Source organism: Mesorhizobium sp. WSM4829 (assembly GCF_055811475.1).
In genome coordinates this window covers 123538-138230 of record NZ_JBVVQJ010000002.1, presented here as the reverse complement: position 1 = coordinate 138230, position 14693 = coordinate 123538, and the positions used below count along the sequence as shown (strand labels likewise).

The following is a 14693-nucleotide window of genomic DNA, read 5'->3' as shown; positions in this document are numbered from 1 at the left end:
GTGCGGACGCACAAGGTTCACGTCTGTCCGTCCGGGCATTGGCAGATTTCCAGAATGCTCCGATTTCGCGATCTTCTCAGGGCGGATGCGAACCTCCGCAAGCGATATGAGGATTTGAAACTGCAGCTTGAGGCCGAGAACGAACACGGAATCAAGGAGTATCTGGCGCTCAAAGCTCCATTCATTGACGCGGTGGTTGGCCCAGAACCTAAGGACAAACAATGACCGGCTCGGGCAGGGTCGGATGGCCGCAATGGGTTATGGGCGTGAATTCGGCCGGTCGCGAACGAACCACCGCCAAGGGGTGATCTTCCGCTCTTCCGCACCGGTACTGAGTCCACTAGAACCACATATCGCGCACGCAGCGACCATCGCCAGGCAGGTCCTCGAATGTGTGGAAACCATCGAAATGGTCGATTGGCAAGTCGGCGACGGTGTCAGGCGGCGCAAGCCTCACATTGACGGCGATCCGAGTGCGACCGGCGGCACTGGCGCGCAAACCACGCCAGGCCAGCACACAGGCGCATGTCGGACAGAACAGAATCTCGAGCGACGGGGCATCCTTTCCGGAGCGCGTGTAAGCACTTGTCGGTCCGGCAAGACGGATGCGTTCGTCAACATAGTCGTAAGCCCACAGCGCGCCATAGCGGCGGCAAAGCGTGCAGTTGCAGGCTGTGATCGAGCCGGGATCGCCCTCCAAAGTCCAGTGGGCCGCGCCACAATGGCAGGTTCCGGTCAGCATTCGTCCTCCTCACCTTCTGGCAGCAACACGAGCATTGTTCCCAACATTGTGCCGGACCCAGTGCGATATTCAACAGTTTGTGGCGCGGCCTGATGCGCTCGCCGCTTTGGCAAGATGTTCGTTGTCTTCCCCAATATCCTTGCCTTCGTGACAAGCTTTCGCCATGAAGGCCGATGAACTCCCGTTTGCCAGCCAGCACACGCCAGCGGCTCGACGAACTCCTCGTCGCGCGCGGCCTGTTTCCCAGCCGCTCTCGCGCCCGCGACGCGGTCGAGCGCGGCACCGTGATGGTTGACGGCGTCATCGCCCGCAAGCCCGGCCAGACCGTCCGGGCTGATTGCTTCATAGAAGTCGATGATCCGGCGCAGGGCTATGTGTCCCGTGCTGCGCTGAAGCTGATCGCCGGGCTCGACTATTTCGACCTCGATCCAGCCGGCAGCGAAGCGCTCGACGTCGGCGCCTCGACCGGAGGCTTCACTCAAGTGCTGCTCGGACGTGGCGCGGCGCATGTCACGGCGATCGATGTTGGGCATGGCCAGATACATCCGGATATCGCCGGCGATCCGCGTGTGACTGTTATCGAGGGATTGAACGCCCGTGATCTTTCGACCGCCGATCTTGCCGATCGGATTCCGGATTTTATCGTCTCCGACGTCAGCTTCATCTCGTTGAAACTGGCGCTGCCGCCGGCGCTCGCCATTGCCAGGAGCGGCGCCAAAGCAATATTTCTGGTCAAGCCGCAATTCGAGGCGGGCCGCGAGGCGATCGGCAAGGGCGGCTTGCTGAAAGACCCATACGATGCCGCGCGGGTTGCCGGCCTGCTGCAGGATTGGTTGGACGGCGTCCCCGGCTGGCGCTCGCTCGGACTGCATCTGTCGCCGATCGAAGGCGGCGACGGCAACCGCGAGTTCCTGCTCGCCGGGATCAAGGACGCCGGTATCGAGAACAGGGGGATCGGAGGCCGATGAACGCGCGCTTCACGATCACACGGCTGGGCTCCCAGGGCGACGGCGTCGCCGAGACCGAAACCGGCGAGCTCTTCATTCCGTTCACGCTGCCCGGTGAAACCGTCACCGCCGCGCGCGAAAGGGACCGTGCCACGCTGATGTCGGTGCTGGAGGCTTCGCCGCTTCGCATCGACCCTGCCTGTCGGCATTTCACCGAATGCGGCGGCTGCGCCATCCAGCATCTCGAGGCCGAAGCCTATCATCGGTGGAAGCGTGACAAGGTTGCGCATGCGCTCAACAGCAAGGGCATCAGTTGCGACATTGACGCGCTGGTGCCGTGCGCGCCGCAGACGCGTCGGCGCGTCGTGTTCACCGCCCGGCGGAGCGAGACCGGCATGCTGCTCGGCTTCGTTCGGGCGCTGTCGTCCGAAATCATTTCCATTGAGGAATGCCCGATCTCGGTGCCCGAGATCGTCGCAATGCTCGACCGTCTGAGAGCACTTGCCGAACTGGTTTGCGCCACGACGAAATCGTTCCGCATGACGGTCACGGTAACCGGTTCCGGCCTCGATGTCGCGGTTCACGAGTCCGGCAAGCTCGGCGAGAACCAGCGCCGCGTCGCCTCCAATTTCGTCATCGCTCAGGGGCTGGCAAGGCTTTCGATCGATGGCGAGATCATTATCGAGCCCAAAAAGCCGGTTGTCACGTTCGGCAGCGTCGCCGTCGCGGTGCCGCCGGGCGCCTTCCTGCAGGCGACCGAGGCCGCCGAGCAGGCGATGGCCGACATCGTCGGCCGGCACCTCGCGCGCACCAAAAAGGTAGCCGACCTCTTCGCCGGCTGCGGCAGCTTCGCGCTGCGCCTCGCCGCCAGGTCGGAGGTCCATGCGGTGGAGGGGGATGCGGCAGCGCTTTCGGCGCTCGACCGGGCATTCCGTTTCGCCAGCGGTCTGAAGCGGGTGACCAGCGAACGCCGCGACCTGTTCCGGCGGCCGCTCACGTTCAAGGAACTGAATGCCTTCGACGGCGTCGTCTTCGATCCGCCCCGCGCCGGCGCCGAAGACCAGTCGAAGCAGATTGCCCGTTCCGACGTGCCGCTGGTCGCCGCGGTTTCCTGCAATCCGGTTACGCTGGCGCGCGACTTGCGCATCCTCGTCGATGGCGGCTACGCCCTGAAAAGCGTGACGCCGATCGACCAGTTCCTGTGGTCGCCGCATGTCGAGGCCGTCGCGCTTCTGGAGAAGCCGAAGCGAAGGCGGTAGCGAGTCCGCACTTGTTGAGCTTGAATTTCGCGTAAAATGAGCATACTTTGAACGTGTTCTGTTCAAAATGTGCTAGGAACCTGTTATGATTGCCGCAGCTCTCGATATCAGAGCATCGCGCTTTGGCGACGAGCGGACGCCATTTCTTTCGGCAAGACGGGTGGCTGAACTGCTGGGCGTCAATCTGACCGAACTGGCGGGCCTGATCGGCGTCGCGCGCAACACGCTTGCCGCCAAGACCGGCGCGCGCAAGGTCGACGCCGCCTTGAGTCCGATTGTCCGTATCCTTGCGATGGCAGGCGAGATGGCCGGCGATGAACAGCGTGCGGCGATCTGGTTCAAGCATCAGCCGATCCCCGGCTGGGCGGGAAAGACCGCCTACGATCTCGTTCGAGAGGGCAAGACGGACAAGGTGCTTGCCTATCTGGAGGCAGTCCGCTCCGGCATCTATGCCTGAAAGCAGACTGAGCCTATGGCGCGCCTTCGTGCCGCGTTGGGCGCATCTGCCGCTTTCCGGCGAAGGAGCAGCCCGCTTTGGCGGTCGCTGGAATCCAGTGGGCGCCCCGACGATCTATGCCGCGGGCGAATTGTCCACTGCCTGGGCGGAGTACAATCAGGGCTTTGTCCAGCATCCCGCGCTGATTGCGCAACTCGCACTTTCAGGCGCGCGACTGGCCGACCTTACGGACGCTGATGAGTTGACCAGGCACGGCGTGACGGCGGACATTCACCGATGTGAATGGCGCGATGTCATGGATCAAGGCCTGGTGCCTGAGACGCACACGCTGAGAGATCGCCTGATTGCCGACGGGCAACATGGCGTGATCTACCCCTCCTTCATGTCGCCCGGCGGCACATGCGTCGCGCTATGGCGATGGAACGAGAGCAACACACCCCGTCTGAAGGTCATCGATCCCGACCATCGCTTGCCGAAAACGGCGGCTTCATGGCTTTAATGCATGTCGCGCAAAAGCATGCCCTTGGGCCTGGACCCGAGGGTGTGCAGCGGTTTTTGCGATAACGACATGCATAAACAACAACCTAAAGCGCGTCGCATGAGGCCGGTCAAACGCGACGCGCTTTAGGGCAGTTCGAGCCGGCCGCGCCGCCGCGCTTCGGCCAGCACACCCGCGTCCATTTCTTCCAACGTCTTCGGCCTGTCTCTATGGGGCAGGGATCCAAACACGTCTTCTGGCCGTGTCTCGGCGAAGACTGGCGCAGGCTTCAGTAGCACGCCCTCCGGAGTATCTTCGACCAGAAGACGTGTGCCGGCGTCCCATTCCCTCCGCTTGCGGATCGCGCTGGGCAGGGTGACCTGCCCCTTGGTCGAGACAGTGGTTACGAGTCTTTCCGGGTTGGCCATCGCGGCGCATCCTCTGAATGTAAGACAAAAACCGCAGCTTCTATCAAACCCGCGTTCCGCCAACCGTCATCTGGTTCATCCTGAGGTGCGGCTGGCCAACGCCGACCGGCACGCCCTGGCCGGCCTTGCCGCACATGCCGATGCCGGTGTCGAGCTTCATGTCGTTGCCGATCATCGCAACCCGATGCATGGCATCCGGCCCATTGCCGATCAGCATGGCGCCCTTGATCGGCTGCGTCACCTTGCCGTTCTCGATCATGTAGGCCTCGGTGCAGCCGAACACGAATTTTCCCGAGGTGATGTCGACCTGGCCGCCGCCGAAGGAGACGGCATAGATGCCGTTCTTGACCGAGGCGATGATTTCGTCCGGCTCCATGTCTCCTGAAGTCATATAGGTGTTGGTCATGCGCGGCATCGGCTGGTGCGCGTAGCCTTCGCGCCGTCCGTTGCCGGTGGCGTTCATGCCCATCAGCCGGGCGTTCTGGCGATCCTGCATATAGCCGACAAGCTTGCCGTCGTCGATCAGCACATTGCGGGCCGACGGCGTGCCTTCATCGTCGACGGTCAGCGAGCCGCGCCGCTCGGCCATGGTGCCGTCGTCGACGACGGTGACACCTTTTGCTGCCACCTGCTGGCCCATCAGCCCGGCGAAGGCCGATGTCTTCTTGCGGTTGAAGTCGCCTTCCAGCCCGTGGCCGACGGCCTCGTGCAGCATGACGCCCGGCCAGCCGCTGGACAGCACGATGTCAAAGGTGCCGGCGGGGGCCGGAATGGCCTCGAGGTTGACCAGCGCTTGCCGCAGCGCCTCCTTGGCGGCGTGTTTCCAGCTGTCCTCGACCAGGAATTCGCCAAACCCTTTGCGTCCGCCCATGCCGAAGGAGCCGCTCTCCTGGCGGTCGCCGTTGCCTACCACCACCGACACGTTGATCCTGACCAGCGGGCGGATGTCGCGCACCATCTGGCCGTCGGCACGCACGATCTCGACATGCTGCCAGGAGGCGGCGAGCGACGCCGTCACCTGCCGCACGCGCGAATCCTCGGCTCGCAGCCACGCATCGATTTCCTGAAGGAGCTTGGCCTTGGCCTCGAAGGAGGGCGAGGGGATCGGGTTGTCGTCGCCATAGAGATGGCGGTTGGTGCGGGCGGGAGCCGCAGCAAGCGTGCCGGAATAGCCGCTCTTGACGGTTGACACAGCGTCGGCCGCGCGCAGCAGCGATGCTTCCGAAAGATCGCTGGAATGCGCGTAGCCGCTCGCTTCGCCGGCGACCGCGCGCAGGCCAAAGCCTTGGTCCGTGTTGAAATTGGCGGTCTTCAGCCGGCCATTGTCGAACATCAGCGCTTCGCTCTCGCTGTATTCGAGGAACAACTCGCCGTCGTCGGCGCCGTTGATGGTCTCGGCGACGATCTGCTTGATGCGATCGTCGGAAATGTCGAATTGGCCGATCAGGCTGTTCATGGCGCGGTCCGTCCGTGGAAAGAGATTGTCCTCACGATGTAGGCGCGAAGGTGCGCCCAGACAATCGGCAATGACCATTGTCTGTACATGACCCCGAAAATCGGAATCGATTTTCGGAAAGGATCATGCGCAAAATCGAAGCGCTGCAGCGTCCTTTGCGCGCCCTTGAATGCGCGGCGCTGTAGCCAAAGGCGGTCACAATCTCATTTTCGTCAGCAGGGTTTTGGGCCTCGCGCCCGTCTCAAGGCAGCGCGGCGAAACCGTCGGCGAAACCCTTGAGCTCGACCGGAATGCCGATGCCTTCCTCCGGCGTCTGGAAGACGATGAAGGTGGCCGACGTTCCGGTTTTCAGCGTGTCGAGCAGCGGCTTTTCGAGAATGACCTCGGCATAGCAGCCGTCCTGGAAGCAGCGCACGAAATAGGCCCGGCCGATGTCCTTGCCGTCGACATTGAGGCCGAGCCCGTTGGGCAGCAGCACGCCGAGCGGCGCCAGCACGCGCAGGATTTCGGCCTTGTTGTCGGCGGTGCGCAGCACGACGACGGAAAGCCCCATCTCGGGACGGTCTTCGGCGACGACGTTCTGCATCATCACGCATTGTTCCGAGGTGGCGCCAGCCGGCGTGTCGCAGATGATCGACCATGCGCCATGCGTCGTCCGCACCTTGCCGCTTGGCTGCGCGGCATTGGCCTGGCTGACGCCAAACGAGCCAACATAGGACAGGCCGATCCCGGACAGACCAACGCCAGATAGGCCAACGCTACACACGGCAGCGAGAAGGATGGCCTTTGCCAAGCTTCTAGAAAGCCCAAGTCCCCAAAGCCAAGAGTTCATGACGGCTCCATTGCGAATCACGGCACTTTAAGCCGCGCCAAGGGCAAGTAAAGGATGAGACCACTGCCGGCCTGCCTCGACCAAGGCAATTGTGCGCTTTTCCGTGCCAAATTCGCCCGAATTGCGACGGCCCGGCGCATTTTGCCGGGACACTCCGCCGCTCGGGCATTCGCGGGTCCGACACCGCCGCGGCCGCCGCCACAAGGCGCAGCCGCGCTTGCGCGCAAAAATGCCGCACGGTTTCCCCCGCTCCTTTCTTGCAGAGGCAAATAGAGTATGGTTTGAACCAGCCTCGGGACTATCCGGGATTCCCGTCCCGGCGTTGTTCGATATTCTTGCGGTCCGATCGCGAGGAACTGGGAGATAATGACGGCAATGAGAAAATTCCTAGCAGGCGCCAAACTCCTGGCAAGCGCTGCCGCCACACTATTCACCGGCGCGTCCGCCCATGCGGCCCAGCCTGCGCCGTGGGAGATGAGCTTCCAGCCCGCCGCCACCGACATGATGCGGCAGATCGCCTGGTTCGAGGGCTATACGCTGTGGTTCATCGTGCCGATCACCCTCTTCGTGCTCTTTCTCATCGCCTATTGCATCCTGAAGTTTCGCGCGAGCGTCAACCCGACCCCGTCGCGCACCAGCCACAACACGCTGATCGAGGTGATCTGGACGGTTGGGCCGGTCGTCGTCCTGCTCCTGCTCGCCATCCCTTCGTTCCAGCTCCTGACCGCGCAATACACACCGCCGGAGGAAGCCAAGCTGACCGTCAAGGCGACGGGAAACCAGTGGAACTGGGACTACGAATACCAGACTGAAAACACGCTTTCCTTCAACTCGGCGATCCTGGCGGATTCTGACCGCGCTGCGGCCGGCAAGGAGGACCGCGGCGCTTATCCGCGCCTGCTCGCCGTCGACAACGAGATGGTGGTGCCGGTCAACACCATGACCCGGGTACTGGTGACGGCGGCAGACGTGATCCACGCCTTTGCCATGCCGTCCTTCGGCATCAAGACCGACGCGGTTCCGGGTCGCATCAACGAGGTCTGGTTCAAGGCGGAAAAGGAAGGCCTCTATTACGGCCAGTGCTCGGAGCTCTGCGGCAAGGACCACGCCTTCATGCCGATCGCGATCCGCGTCGTCTCCGACGCCCAGTACAAGACCTGGCTGGCAGCAGCCGGCACCGACCTTCCCGGCGCCAACAAGGCGCTGATGGCCGAGGTCGACGGCAAAGACAAGGTAGCGGCCGCCGGCAACTGATGCCGCGACCAGAAAAGATCAGGGAACGGAGCCGAACATGGCAGACGCTGCAGCTCACGACCACGACCACAAGCCATATCATGGCTGGGTGCGGTGGGTGTATTCGACCAACCACAAGGATATCGGCACACTCTACCTGATCTTCGCGATCATGGCGGGCTGCGTCGGCGCTGCCCTTTCGGTCGTCATGCGTATGGAACTGCAGGAGCCTGGGATCCAGATTTTCACCGGCCTGGCGCAGATGGTCTACGGCTTGAACGCCGACGCTGCGCTCGACGGCGGCAAGAACATGTACAATGCCTTCACCACCGCCCATGCGCTGATCATGATTTTCTTCATGGTCATGCCGGCGTTGATCGGCGGCTTCGCCAACTGGATGGTGCCGATCATGATCGGCGCGCCGGACATGGCATTCCCGCGCATGAATAACGTCTCGTTCTGGTTGCTGCCACCGGCTTTCATCCTTCTGATCATCTCGGCCTTCATGCCGAGCGCGCCTGGCGCCTACGGCGTCGGCGGCGGCTGGACGATCTATCCGCCGCTATCGACCTCGGGCCAGCCCGGACCGGCGATGGATCTTGCGATCCTGTCGCTGCACATCGCCGGCGCCTCATCGATCCTCGGCGCCATCAATTTCATCACCACCATCTTCAACATGCGCGCGCCTGGCATGACGCTGCACAAGATGCCGCTGTTCGCCTGGTCGGTGCTGATCACCGCTTTCCTGCTGCTGCTGTCGCTTCCGGTTCTGGCCGGCGGCATCACCATGCTTTTGACCGATCGCAATTTTGGCACCACCTTCTTCGCGCCCGACGGCGGCGGCGACCCGATCCTGTTCCAGCACCTGTTCTGGTTTTTCGGGCACCCGGAAGTCTACATCCTGATCCTGCCGGGCTTCGGCATCGTCAGCCACATCGTCTCGACCTTCTCCAGGAAGCCTATCTTCGGCTATCTCGGCATGGCCTATGCCATGGTGGCGATCGGGGCGGTCGGCTTCATCGTCTGGGCGCACCACATGTACACGACCGGCCTGTCGCTCGACACGCAGCGCTATTTCGTCTTCGCCACGATGGTTATCGCGGTGCCGACGGGCGTGAAGATATTCTCGTGGATCGCCACCATGTGGGGCGGGTCGATTTCGCTCAAGACCCCGATGCTGTGGGCGATTGGCTTCATCTTCCTGTTCACCGTCGGCGGCGTTACCGGCGTCCAGCTTGCCAATGCCGGTCTCGACCGCCCGCTGCACGACACCTATTACGTGGTCGCGCATTTCCATTATGTGCTGTCGCTGGGCGCGGTCTTTGCCATCTTCGCCGGCTGGTACTACTGGTTCCCGAAGATGACCGGCTACATGTATTCGCCTGTCATCGCCAATACCCACTTCTGGGTTACCTTCGTCGGCGTCAACCTCGTCTTCTTCCCGCAGCATTTCCTCGGACTTTCAGGCATGCCGCGCCGCTACATCGACTATCCGGATGCGTTTGCCGGCTGGAACATGGTGTCGTCCTACGGCTCGTATATTTCGGGCGTCGGCGTGGTCATCTTCCTCTATGGCGTGTTCGAGGCCTTCCAGAAGAAGCGGGTGGCCGGCGCCAATCCATGGGGCGAGGGTGCGACGACGCTTGAATGGCAGCTGCCTTCGCCGCCGCCCTTCCACCAGTGGGAACAGCTGCCGAAGATCAAATAGGCTTCTGCCTGGGCGAATACTGAATCACCGGTTCGCCCGGCGGTTTTGGCCAACGGAATGATGGACTTTAAGTACGCATGGCCCTTGTCGACGACACCTTGACTGACGAACCGGGCTTTCGCATGTCGGAAGCGACGGCGGGCGATTTCTTCGCACTGTTGAAGCCGCGCGTCATGTCGCTGGTGGTGTTCACCGCCTTTGTCGGCCTGGTCGCGGCACCTGTGGCCATCAATCCGCTTCTGGCGGTGATCGCGATCCTGGCCATTGCCATCGGGGCTGGCGCGTCCGGCGCGCTCAACATGTGGTATGACGCCGATATCGATGCGGTGATGACCAGGACCGCCGGCCGTCCGGTGCCGGCCGGCCGCATCCGGCCAGGCGAGGCGCTGAGTTTCGGCCTGGTGCTGTCGGTGCTGTCGGTGATGACGCTCGGCGTGCTGGTCAATTGGTTGTCGGCGACGCTCCTGGCCTTCACCATCTTCTTCTATGCCGTCGTCTACACGATGTGGCTGAAGCGCTGGACCCCGCAGAACATCGTCATCGGCGGTGCTGCCGGCGCCATTCCGCCGGTGATCGGCTGGGCCGCGGTGACCGGAACCGTCAGCCTGGAAAGCGTCGTCCTGTTCCTGATCATCTTCCTGTGGACGCCGCCGCATTTCTGGGCGCTCGCCCTCTTCAAGTCCGAGGACTATGCCAGGGCCGGCATCCCGATGATGCCGAATGTCGCCGGCCAGGCTTCGACCCGACGCCAGATCTTCGCCTATGCGCTGATCCTTGCGCCGGTTGGCGTGCTGCCATGGGCGCTCGGCTTCACCACACCCGTCTATGGCGTCCTTGCGGTGCTGCTTGGCGCCGGCTTCGTCTGGTATGCGTGGCAGGTGCTGCGGATGGCGGATGACGACCATGTGATGAAGCCAGCCAAGGCATTGTTCGGCTACTCGCTGCTCTACCTCTTCGCCATCTTCGCCATCTATCTTGCCGACTGCGTTGTCGGGCGCGCGCTGGCCACGGGCGGAGCATGACCATGGCCGACAAGAAGCTTGAACTCGTCACGCTGACGGAGCGCCAGCAGAAGGCCCGGCGCAACCGCTCGGTGGCCATCGGCCTGGCGCTGGCGGTGCTTGTCGTCATCTTCTACATCGCGACCGTCGTGAAATTCGGTCACAACCTCACCGGAACCATGTGAGGCTCAAGATGAACCGCCAAACGGTGACCAATCCTCAAAAGAAGAACACCAACCGCGTCGTCGCCGGCGTCTGCATCGCCTTTTTCGGCGGCATGATCGGGATGGCCTATGCCGCGGTGCCGCTCTACGCGATGTTCTGCCAGGCGACCGGTTACGGCGGCACTGTGAAACGCGCAACGCAGCAATATGCCGACCGGGTGCTCGACCGCGATATCACCATCCGTTTCGACGCCAACACGGCCGGCGTGCCCTGGCAGTTCGAGCCGGTCGCCCGCTCCGTCACCATCAAGATAGGCGAGACGGCGCAGGCGCATTATAGCGCGACCAACAAGTTCGTCCGCGCCACGACGGCCCGCGCGACCTTTAATGTGCAGCCGGAATTTGCGGGATCCTACTTCAACAAGGTCGAGTGTTTCTGCTTTACCGATACGACGCTGAAGCCTGGCGAGACGCTGGACATGCCGGTCGTGTTCTATGTAGATCCCGACATCGTCAATGCGCCGGAATTGAAGGACCTGAAGACGATTACCCTGTCCTACACGATGTTCCCGGTCGAGAAGAACGAGAAGAAGAAGCCGGTCGTGTCGTCAGTGCCGGCCGAAGGCACAAGCAACAAAGTTTCACATACCGAACGAAGCCTCGGGGGTTGATATGGCAGACGCGCACGCAAAACCACAACATGACTATCATCTCGTCGACCCGAGCCCGTGGCCATTCCTCGGATCGGTCGGCGCGTTGGTCACCGCGATCGGCGGCGTCTGTTACATGCAGTATCTCAAGGGCGGCGATTTCCCGATCTTCGGCTTCAACATCGCCAATCCGTGGCTGTTCTTCATCGGCCTCTTGATCGTCATCTACACCATGTACGCCTGGTGGTCGGATACCATCAGGGAAGCGCATGAAGGCCACCACACGCGTGTTGTGTCGCTGCATCTGCGCTACGGCATGATCATGTTCATCGCTTCCGAGGTGATGTTCTTCGTCGCCTGGTTCTGGGCTTTCTTCGACGCCAGCCTGTTTCCCGGCGAGGCACAGCAATATGCCCGCGCCACCTTCACCGGCGGTGTCTGGCCGCCGAAGGGCGTTGAGGTCCTCGACCCCTTCCACCTGCCGCTCTACAACACCGTCATCCTGCTTCTGTCGGGCACTACGGTGACCTGGGCGCACCACGCGCTGCTTCATGGCGACCGCAAGGGGCTGATCAACGGCCTGGTGCTGACCGTCGGTCTCGGCATCCTGTTCACCATGGTGCAGGCTTACGAATACATGCACGCGCCGTTCGGCTTCAGGGATTCGATCTACGGCGCCACTTTCTTCATGGCGACCGGCTTCCACGGCTTCCATGTCATCATCGGCACCATCTTCCTGCTGGTCTGCCTGGTCCGCGCGATGAAGGGCGACTTCACGCCCAAGCACCATTTCGGCTTCGAGGCTGCCGCCTGGTACTGGCACTTCGTCGACGTGGTCTGGCTGTTCCTGTTCGCGTCGATCTATGTCTGGGCCTCGAGCGGCGCGGTCATCGAAGGCCACTGAAATCTTCCTGAGGAAATCGATGAGGCGGCTGCGGCGACGTGGCCGCCTTACCTTTTGGGGTGAAGGGCATTAAAGCGCATCGCGGCTGAATGGATTCATGCGACGCGCTTAAGTTCTTGTTTTTATGCATGTCGTTATCGCAAAACCGCTGCGCACTTTTGCGCGACATGCATTAAGGTATCGGAATGAGCGATGACAAGGCGATCTGGCCAGCAATCGATCCGATTTCGGCTGGCCTGCGCGGCCGCTGCCCGCGCTGCGGCGAGGGCCGGCTGTTTTCCGGCTTCCTCACCGTCGGCGAACGCTGCGCCAATTGCGGCCTCGACTATTCCTACGCCGATGCCGGCGACGGTCCGGCGGTGTTCGTCATCCTGATCATCGGCTTCATCGTCGTCGGGCTGGCGCTGTGGATGGAGGTGACGCTCAGCCCGCCGCTCTGGCTGCATTTCCTGCTGTGGATACCGCTGACGCTGGTGCTTTGCCTGGGCGCGCTCAGGCTGATCAAGGGCGTGCTCCTGACGCTGCAATACCGCAATAAGGCGGCAGAGGGCAGGCTGGACCTCGGCGAATGAGCACGACATCCGCTTCGATTGCGGGCCTTTCGCGGCCGAAGACGGCATTGCTGCTTGGCCTCGGCCTCGTGCTGTTCTTCATCCTGCTGGCGCTCGGCACCTGGCAGCTCCAGCGCCTGTACTGGAAAGAGGGTCTTCTCCAGACCATCGACCGGCGCACGCACTCAGCGCCCGTGCCGTTGGCCGAGGTCGAAAAGCGGTTTGCCGCCAGCGGCGATGTGGATTACACGCCGGTGACGGCATCAGGCACGTTCCTGCATCAAGGCGAGCGACATTTCTTCGCGACCTGGGAAGGCCAGTCCGGTTTCGATGTCTTCACGCCATTGCATCTGGAGGACGGCCGCTTCGTCCTGATCAATCGCGGCTTCGTGCCGTACGATCTCAAGAACGCTGCCAAGCGCCCGCAAAGCCATGGTGCGGGCCAGGTAACGGTGACGGGGCTCGCCCGCAATCCGCTGCCGGCAAAGCCCTCGATGATGCTTCCCGACAATGATCCGCAGAAAAACATCTTCTACTGGAAGGATCGCGACGCCATGGCGGCCAGCGCCGGTCTGCCGGCCGGTGCGGGGCTGGTGCCATTCTTTATCGACGCGGACGCCACGCCGAACCCGGGCGGGCTGCCGGTCGGCGGCGTTACAATCATCGAGCTGCCGAACAGCCATCTGCAATACGCCGTAACCTGGTACGGCCTTGCCGCTGCCCTTGCCGGCGTCCTCATCTTCAGGCTTCGCCGCCCGGCGAAAGAAGAATGATCAGCACTGGTGCCCTTGACAGGGCAGGGGTGCGCACCTCATTTCGCGCCTTGAGTTCAAGACTTGAGTTCACGCTACGACCAACCGGCCGGGAACCATGCTTCACACGACGACAAAGCCACCGCTGACGATAAGGCTCTGCCAGCCGCGCGGCTTCTGCGCCGGCGTCGACCGCGCCATCCAGATCGTCGTGCTGGCGCTGAAGAAATACGGCGCGCCGGTCTATGTTCGCCACGAGATCGTGCATAATCGCTACGTCGTCGAGGGGCTGCAAAGCCTCGGTGCGGTGTTCATCGAGGAGCTCTCCGAGATACCGGCTGAGCATCGCCAGAGCCCGGTCGTCTTTTCGGCGCATGGCGTGCCGAAGTCGGTGCCGGCGGACGCCCAGGCGCGCAACCTCTTCTATCTCGACGCCACCTGCCCGCTGGTGTCGAAGGTCCACAAGCAGGCAATGCGCCATCAGCGGCTCGGCCGTCACGTGCTTCTGATCGGCCATGCCGGCCACCCGGAAGTGATCGGCACGATGGGGCAGTTGCCGGACGGCGCCGTCACCTTGATCGAGACCGAAGCCGACGCCGCGAATTTGGTGCCCGCCGACCCGCAGGCGCTCGGGTTCGTCACCCAGACGACGCTGTCGGTCGAGGACACCGCCGGCATCATTCGGGTGCTTAAGGATCGTTTTCCCGATTTGCATGCGGCGGCAGCGGAATCGATCTGCTACGCCACCACCAATCGCCAGGAAGCGGTCAAGGAGACCGCCGCGGGTGCCGATCTCTTCCTGATCGTCGGCGCTCCCAACTCCTCAAATTCGCGGCGTCTCGTCGAAGTGGCCGAACGCGCCGGCGCCTCGATGTCGCTTCTGGTGCAGCGCGCCTCCGAGATTCCATGGACCGAGATCGCCGGCATCTCGACGCTCGGTCTTTCGGCAGGTGCCTCGGCACCGGAAATCATCGTCGACGAGATCATCGATGCGTTCCGGCAGCGCTTCGACGTAACCATCGAGCTGGCGGTGACGGCGACGGAAACCGAGGATTTTCCGGTGATGCGGGTGCTGCGCGACGTCGAGCTGACGGCCGCCGACATGGCTTTCGTCAACGGGGCCGCGTAAGG

18 protein-coding genes are annotated in these 14693 nt (G+C 62.6%); 14 read left to right on the top strand and 4 right to left on the bottom strand.

Annotated elements, in window-relative coordinates; all coding sequences use genetic code 11:
• Complete coding sequence (locus tag AC0L17_RS02935) at window positions 1-225, top strand: GrpB family protein (protein ID WP_473514698.1); 225 nt, start codon at window positions 1-3, stop codon at window positions 223-225.
• Window positions 226-340: 115 nt separating this feature from the next.
• Here AC0L17_RS02935 and AC0L17_RS02930 read toward each other — a convergent pair whose 3' ends face one another.
• Window positions 341-742: a GFA family protein gene (locus AC0L17_RS02930; protein WP_473514697.1), complete on the bottom strand. Its 402-nt coding sequence runs from the start codon at window positions 740-742 to the stop codon at window positions 341-343.
• A 173-nt stretch (window positions 743-915) separates the two neighbouring features.
• Between AC0L17_RS02930 and AC0L17_RS02925 the strand changes: the two genes are divergently transcribed.
• From AC0L17_RS02925 to AC0L17_RS02910, 4 genes are all read left to right on the top strand, one after another.
• Window positions 916-1710, top strand: a complete 795-nt coding sequence (locus tag AC0L17_RS02925) for a TlyA family RNA methyltransferase (protein WP_473514696.1) — start codon at window positions 916-918, stop codon at window positions 1708-1710.
• Window positions 1707-2948, top strand: a complete 1242-nt coding sequence (locus tag AC0L17_RS02920) for a class I SAM-dependent RNA methyltransferase (protein ID WP_473514695.1) — start codon at window positions 1707-1709, stop codon at window positions 2946-2948. The genes AC0L17_RS02925 and AC0L17_RS02920 overlap by 4 nt, the downstream gene beginning before the upstream one ends.
• 85 nt (window positions 2949-3033) lie before the next feature.
• Window positions 3034-3405 carry an antitoxin Xre/MbcA/ParS toxin-binding domain-containing protein gene (locus AC0L17_RS02915; RefSeq protein ID WP_473514694.1) on the top strand — a complete coding sequence of 124 codons (372 nt, stop codon included), beginning with the start codon at window positions 3034-3036 and terminating at the stop codon, window positions 3403-3405.
• Complete coding sequence (locus tag AC0L17_RS02910; protein ID WP_473514693.1) at window positions 3398-3904, top strand: RES family NAD+ phosphorylase; 507 nt, start codon at window positions 3398-3400, stop codon at window positions 3902-3904. The genes AC0L17_RS02915 and AC0L17_RS02910 overlap by 8 nt, the downstream gene beginning before the upstream one ends.
• Window positions 3905-4029: 125 nt before the next feature.
• Here AC0L17_RS02910 and AC0L17_RS02905 read toward each other — a convergent pair whose 3' ends face one another.
• The 3 genes from AC0L17_RS02905 to AC0L17_RS02895 all read right to left on the bottom strand — a co-directional run bounded on the left by AC0L17_RS02905 (window position 4030) and on the right by AC0L17_RS02895 (window position 6599).
• A complete protein-coding gene (locus AC0L17_RS02905; RefSeq protein WP_128179871.1) occupies window positions 4030-4311 on the bottom strand; it encodes an AbrB/MazE/SpoVT family DNA-binding domain-containing protein in 282 nt (93 codons plus the stop codon).
• A 43-nt stretch (window positions 4312-4354) separates the two neighbouring features.
• Window positions 4355-5767, bottom strand: a complete 1413-nt coding sequence (tldD, locus tag AC0L17_RS02900; protein WP_473514692.1) for a metalloprotease TldD — start codon at window positions 5765-5767, stop codon at window positions 4355-4357.
• A gap of 241 nt (window positions 5768-6008) precedes the next feature.
• Window positions 6009-6599, bottom strand: a complete 591-nt coding sequence (locus AC0L17_RS02895; RefSeq protein ID WP_031254969.1) for an invasion associated locus B family protein — start codon at window positions 6597-6599, stop codon at window positions 6009-6011.
• A gap of 375 nt (window positions 6600-6974) precedes the next feature.
• On the opposite strand from AC0L17_RS02895, the gene coxB reads away from it, so the two are divergent.
• From coxB to ispH, 9 genes are all read left to right on the top strand, one after another.
• The gene (coxB, locus tag AC0L17_RS02890) at window positions 6975-7853 is read left to right on the top strand and encodes a cytochrome c oxidase subunit II (RefSeq protein ID WP_091596182.1); all 879 of its coding nucleotides are present in this window, start codon (window positions 6975-6977) and stop codon (window positions 7851-7853) included.
• 37 nt (window positions 7854-7890) lie between these two features.
• Window positions 7891-9540 (top strand): cytochrome c oxidase subunit I, encoded by a 1650-nt coding sequence (ctaD, locus tag AC0L17_RS02885; RefSeq protein ID WP_473514691.1) that lies wholly within the window; start codon window positions 7891-7893, stop codon window positions 9538-9540.
• Window positions 9541-9617: 77 nt separating this feature from the next.
• On the top strand, window positions 9618-10562 hold the full coding sequence (locus AC0L17_RS02880) for a heme o synthase (protein WP_473514690.1): 945 nt from the start codon (window positions 9618-9620) through the stop codon (window positions 10560-10562).
• 2 nt (window positions 10563-10564) lie between these two features.
• Complete coding sequence (locus tag AC0L17_RS02875) at window positions 10565-10726, top strand: hypothetical protein (protein ID WP_077381685.1); 162 nt, start codon at window positions 10565-10567, stop codon at window positions 10724-10726.
• 8 nt (window positions 10727-10734) lie between these two features.
• Window positions 10735-11376 carry a cytochrome c oxidase assembly protein gene (locus tag AC0L17_RS02870; RefSeq protein WP_091596178.1) on the top strand — a complete coding sequence of 214 codons (642 nt, stop codon included), beginning with the start codon at window positions 10735-10737 and terminating at the stop codon, window positions 11374-11376.
• A 1-nt stretch (window position 11377) separates the two neighbouring features.
• The gene (locus AC0L17_RS02865; RefSeq protein WP_027152361.1) at window positions 11378-12259 is read left to right on the top strand and encodes a cytochrome c oxidase subunit 3; all 882 of its coding nucleotides are present in this window, start codon (window positions 11378-11380) and stop codon (window positions 12257-12259) included.
• 185 nt (window positions 12260-12444) lie between these two features.
• Entirely contained in the window at window positions 12445-12831 is a 387-nt protein-coding gene (locus tag AC0L17_RS02860) for a DUF983 domain-containing protein (protein ID WP_287236991.1), read from the top strand.
• A complete protein-coding gene (locus AC0L17_RS02855; RefSeq protein ID WP_473514689.1) occupies window positions 12828-13583 on the top strand; it encodes an SURF1 family protein in 756 nt (251 codons plus the stop codon). Before AC0L17_RS02860 ends, AC0L17_RS02855 begins: the two co-directional genes overlap by 4 nt.
• Window positions 13584-13680: 97 nt before the next feature.
• Window positions 13681-14691 (top strand): 4-hydroxy-3-methylbut-2-enyl diphosphate reductase, encoded by a 1011-nt coding sequence (ispH, locus tag AC0L17_RS02850; RefSeq protein WP_027152363.1) that lies wholly within the window; start codon window positions 13681-13683, stop codon window positions 14689-14691.
• Window positions 14692-14693 lie beyond the last annotated feature (2 nt).

What these genes read in the sequence shown, in the direction of transcription:
- AC0L17_RS02930 (WP_473514697.1), bottom strand. Translation starts at nt 742, where the DNA reads ATGCTGACCGGAACCTGCCATTGTGGCGCGGCCCACTGGACTTTGGAG.
- AC0L17_RS02925 (WP_473514696.1), top strand. Translation starts at nt 916, where the DNA reads ATGAACTCCCGTTTGCCAGCCAGCACACGCCAGCGGCTCGACGAACTC.
- AC0L17_RS02920 (WP_473514695.1), top strand. Translation starts at nt 1,707, where the DNA reads ATGAACGCGCGCTTCACGATCACACGGCTGGGCTCCCAGGGCGACGGC.
- AC0L17_RS02915 (WP_473514694.1), top strand. Translation starts at nt 3,034, where the DNA reads ATGATTGCCGCAGCTCTCGATATCAGAGCATCGCGCTTTGGCGACGAG.
- AC0L17_RS02910 (WP_473514693.1), top strand. Translation starts at nt 3,398, where the DNA reads ATGCCTGAAAGCAGACTGAGCCTATGGCGCGCCTTCGTGCCGCGTTGG.
- AC0L17_RS02905 (WP_128179871.1), bottom strand. Translation starts at nt 4,311, where the DNA reads ATGGCCAACCCGGAAAGACTCGTAACCACTGTCTCGACCAAGGGGCAG.
- tldD (WP_473514692.1), bottom strand. Translation starts at nt 5,767, where the DNA reads ATGAACAGCCTGATCGGCCAATTCGACATTTCCGACGATCGCATCAAG.
- AC0L17_RS02895 (WP_031254969.1), bottom strand. Translation starts at nt 6,599, where the DNA reads ATGAACTCTTGGCTTTGGGGACTTGGGCTTTCTAGAAGCTTGGCAAAG.
- coxB (WP_091596182.1), top strand. Translation starts at nt 6,975, where the DNA reads ATGAGAAAATTCCTAGCAGGCGCCAAACTCCTGGCAAGCGCTGCCGCC.
- ctaD (WP_473514691.1), top strand. Translation starts at nt 7,891, where the DNA reads ATGGCAGACGCTGCAGCTCACGACCACGACCACAAGCCATATCATGGC.
- AC0L17_RS02880 (WP_473514690.1), top strand. Translation starts at nt 9,618, where the DNA reads ATGGCCCTTGTCGACGACACCTTGACTGACGAACCGGGCTTTCGCATG.
- AC0L17_RS02875 (WP_077381685.1), top strand. Translation starts at nt 10,565, where the DNA reads ATGGCCGACAAGAAGCTTGAACTCGTCACGCTGACGGAGCGCCAGCAG.
- AC0L17_RS02870 (WP_091596178.1), top strand. Translation starts at nt 10,735, where the DNA reads ATGAACCGCCAAACGGTGACCAATCCTCAAAAGAAGAACACCAACCGC.
- AC0L17_RS02865 (WP_027152361.1), top strand. Translation starts at nt 11,378, where the DNA reads ATGGCAGACGCGCACGCAAAACCACAACATGACTATCATCTCGTCGAC.
- AC0L17_RS02860 (WP_287236991.1), top strand. Translation starts at nt 12,445, where the DNA reads ATGAGCGATGACAAGGCGATCTGGCCAGCAATCGATCCGATTTCGGCT.
- AC0L17_RS02855 (WP_473514689.1), top strand. Translation starts at nt 12,828, where the DNA reads ATGAGCACGACATCCGCTTCGATTGCGGGCCTTTCGCGGCCGAAGACG.
- ispH (WP_027152363.1), top strand. Translation starts at nt 13,681, where the DNA reads ATGCTTCACACGACGACAAAGCCACCGCTGACGATAAGGCTCTGCCAG.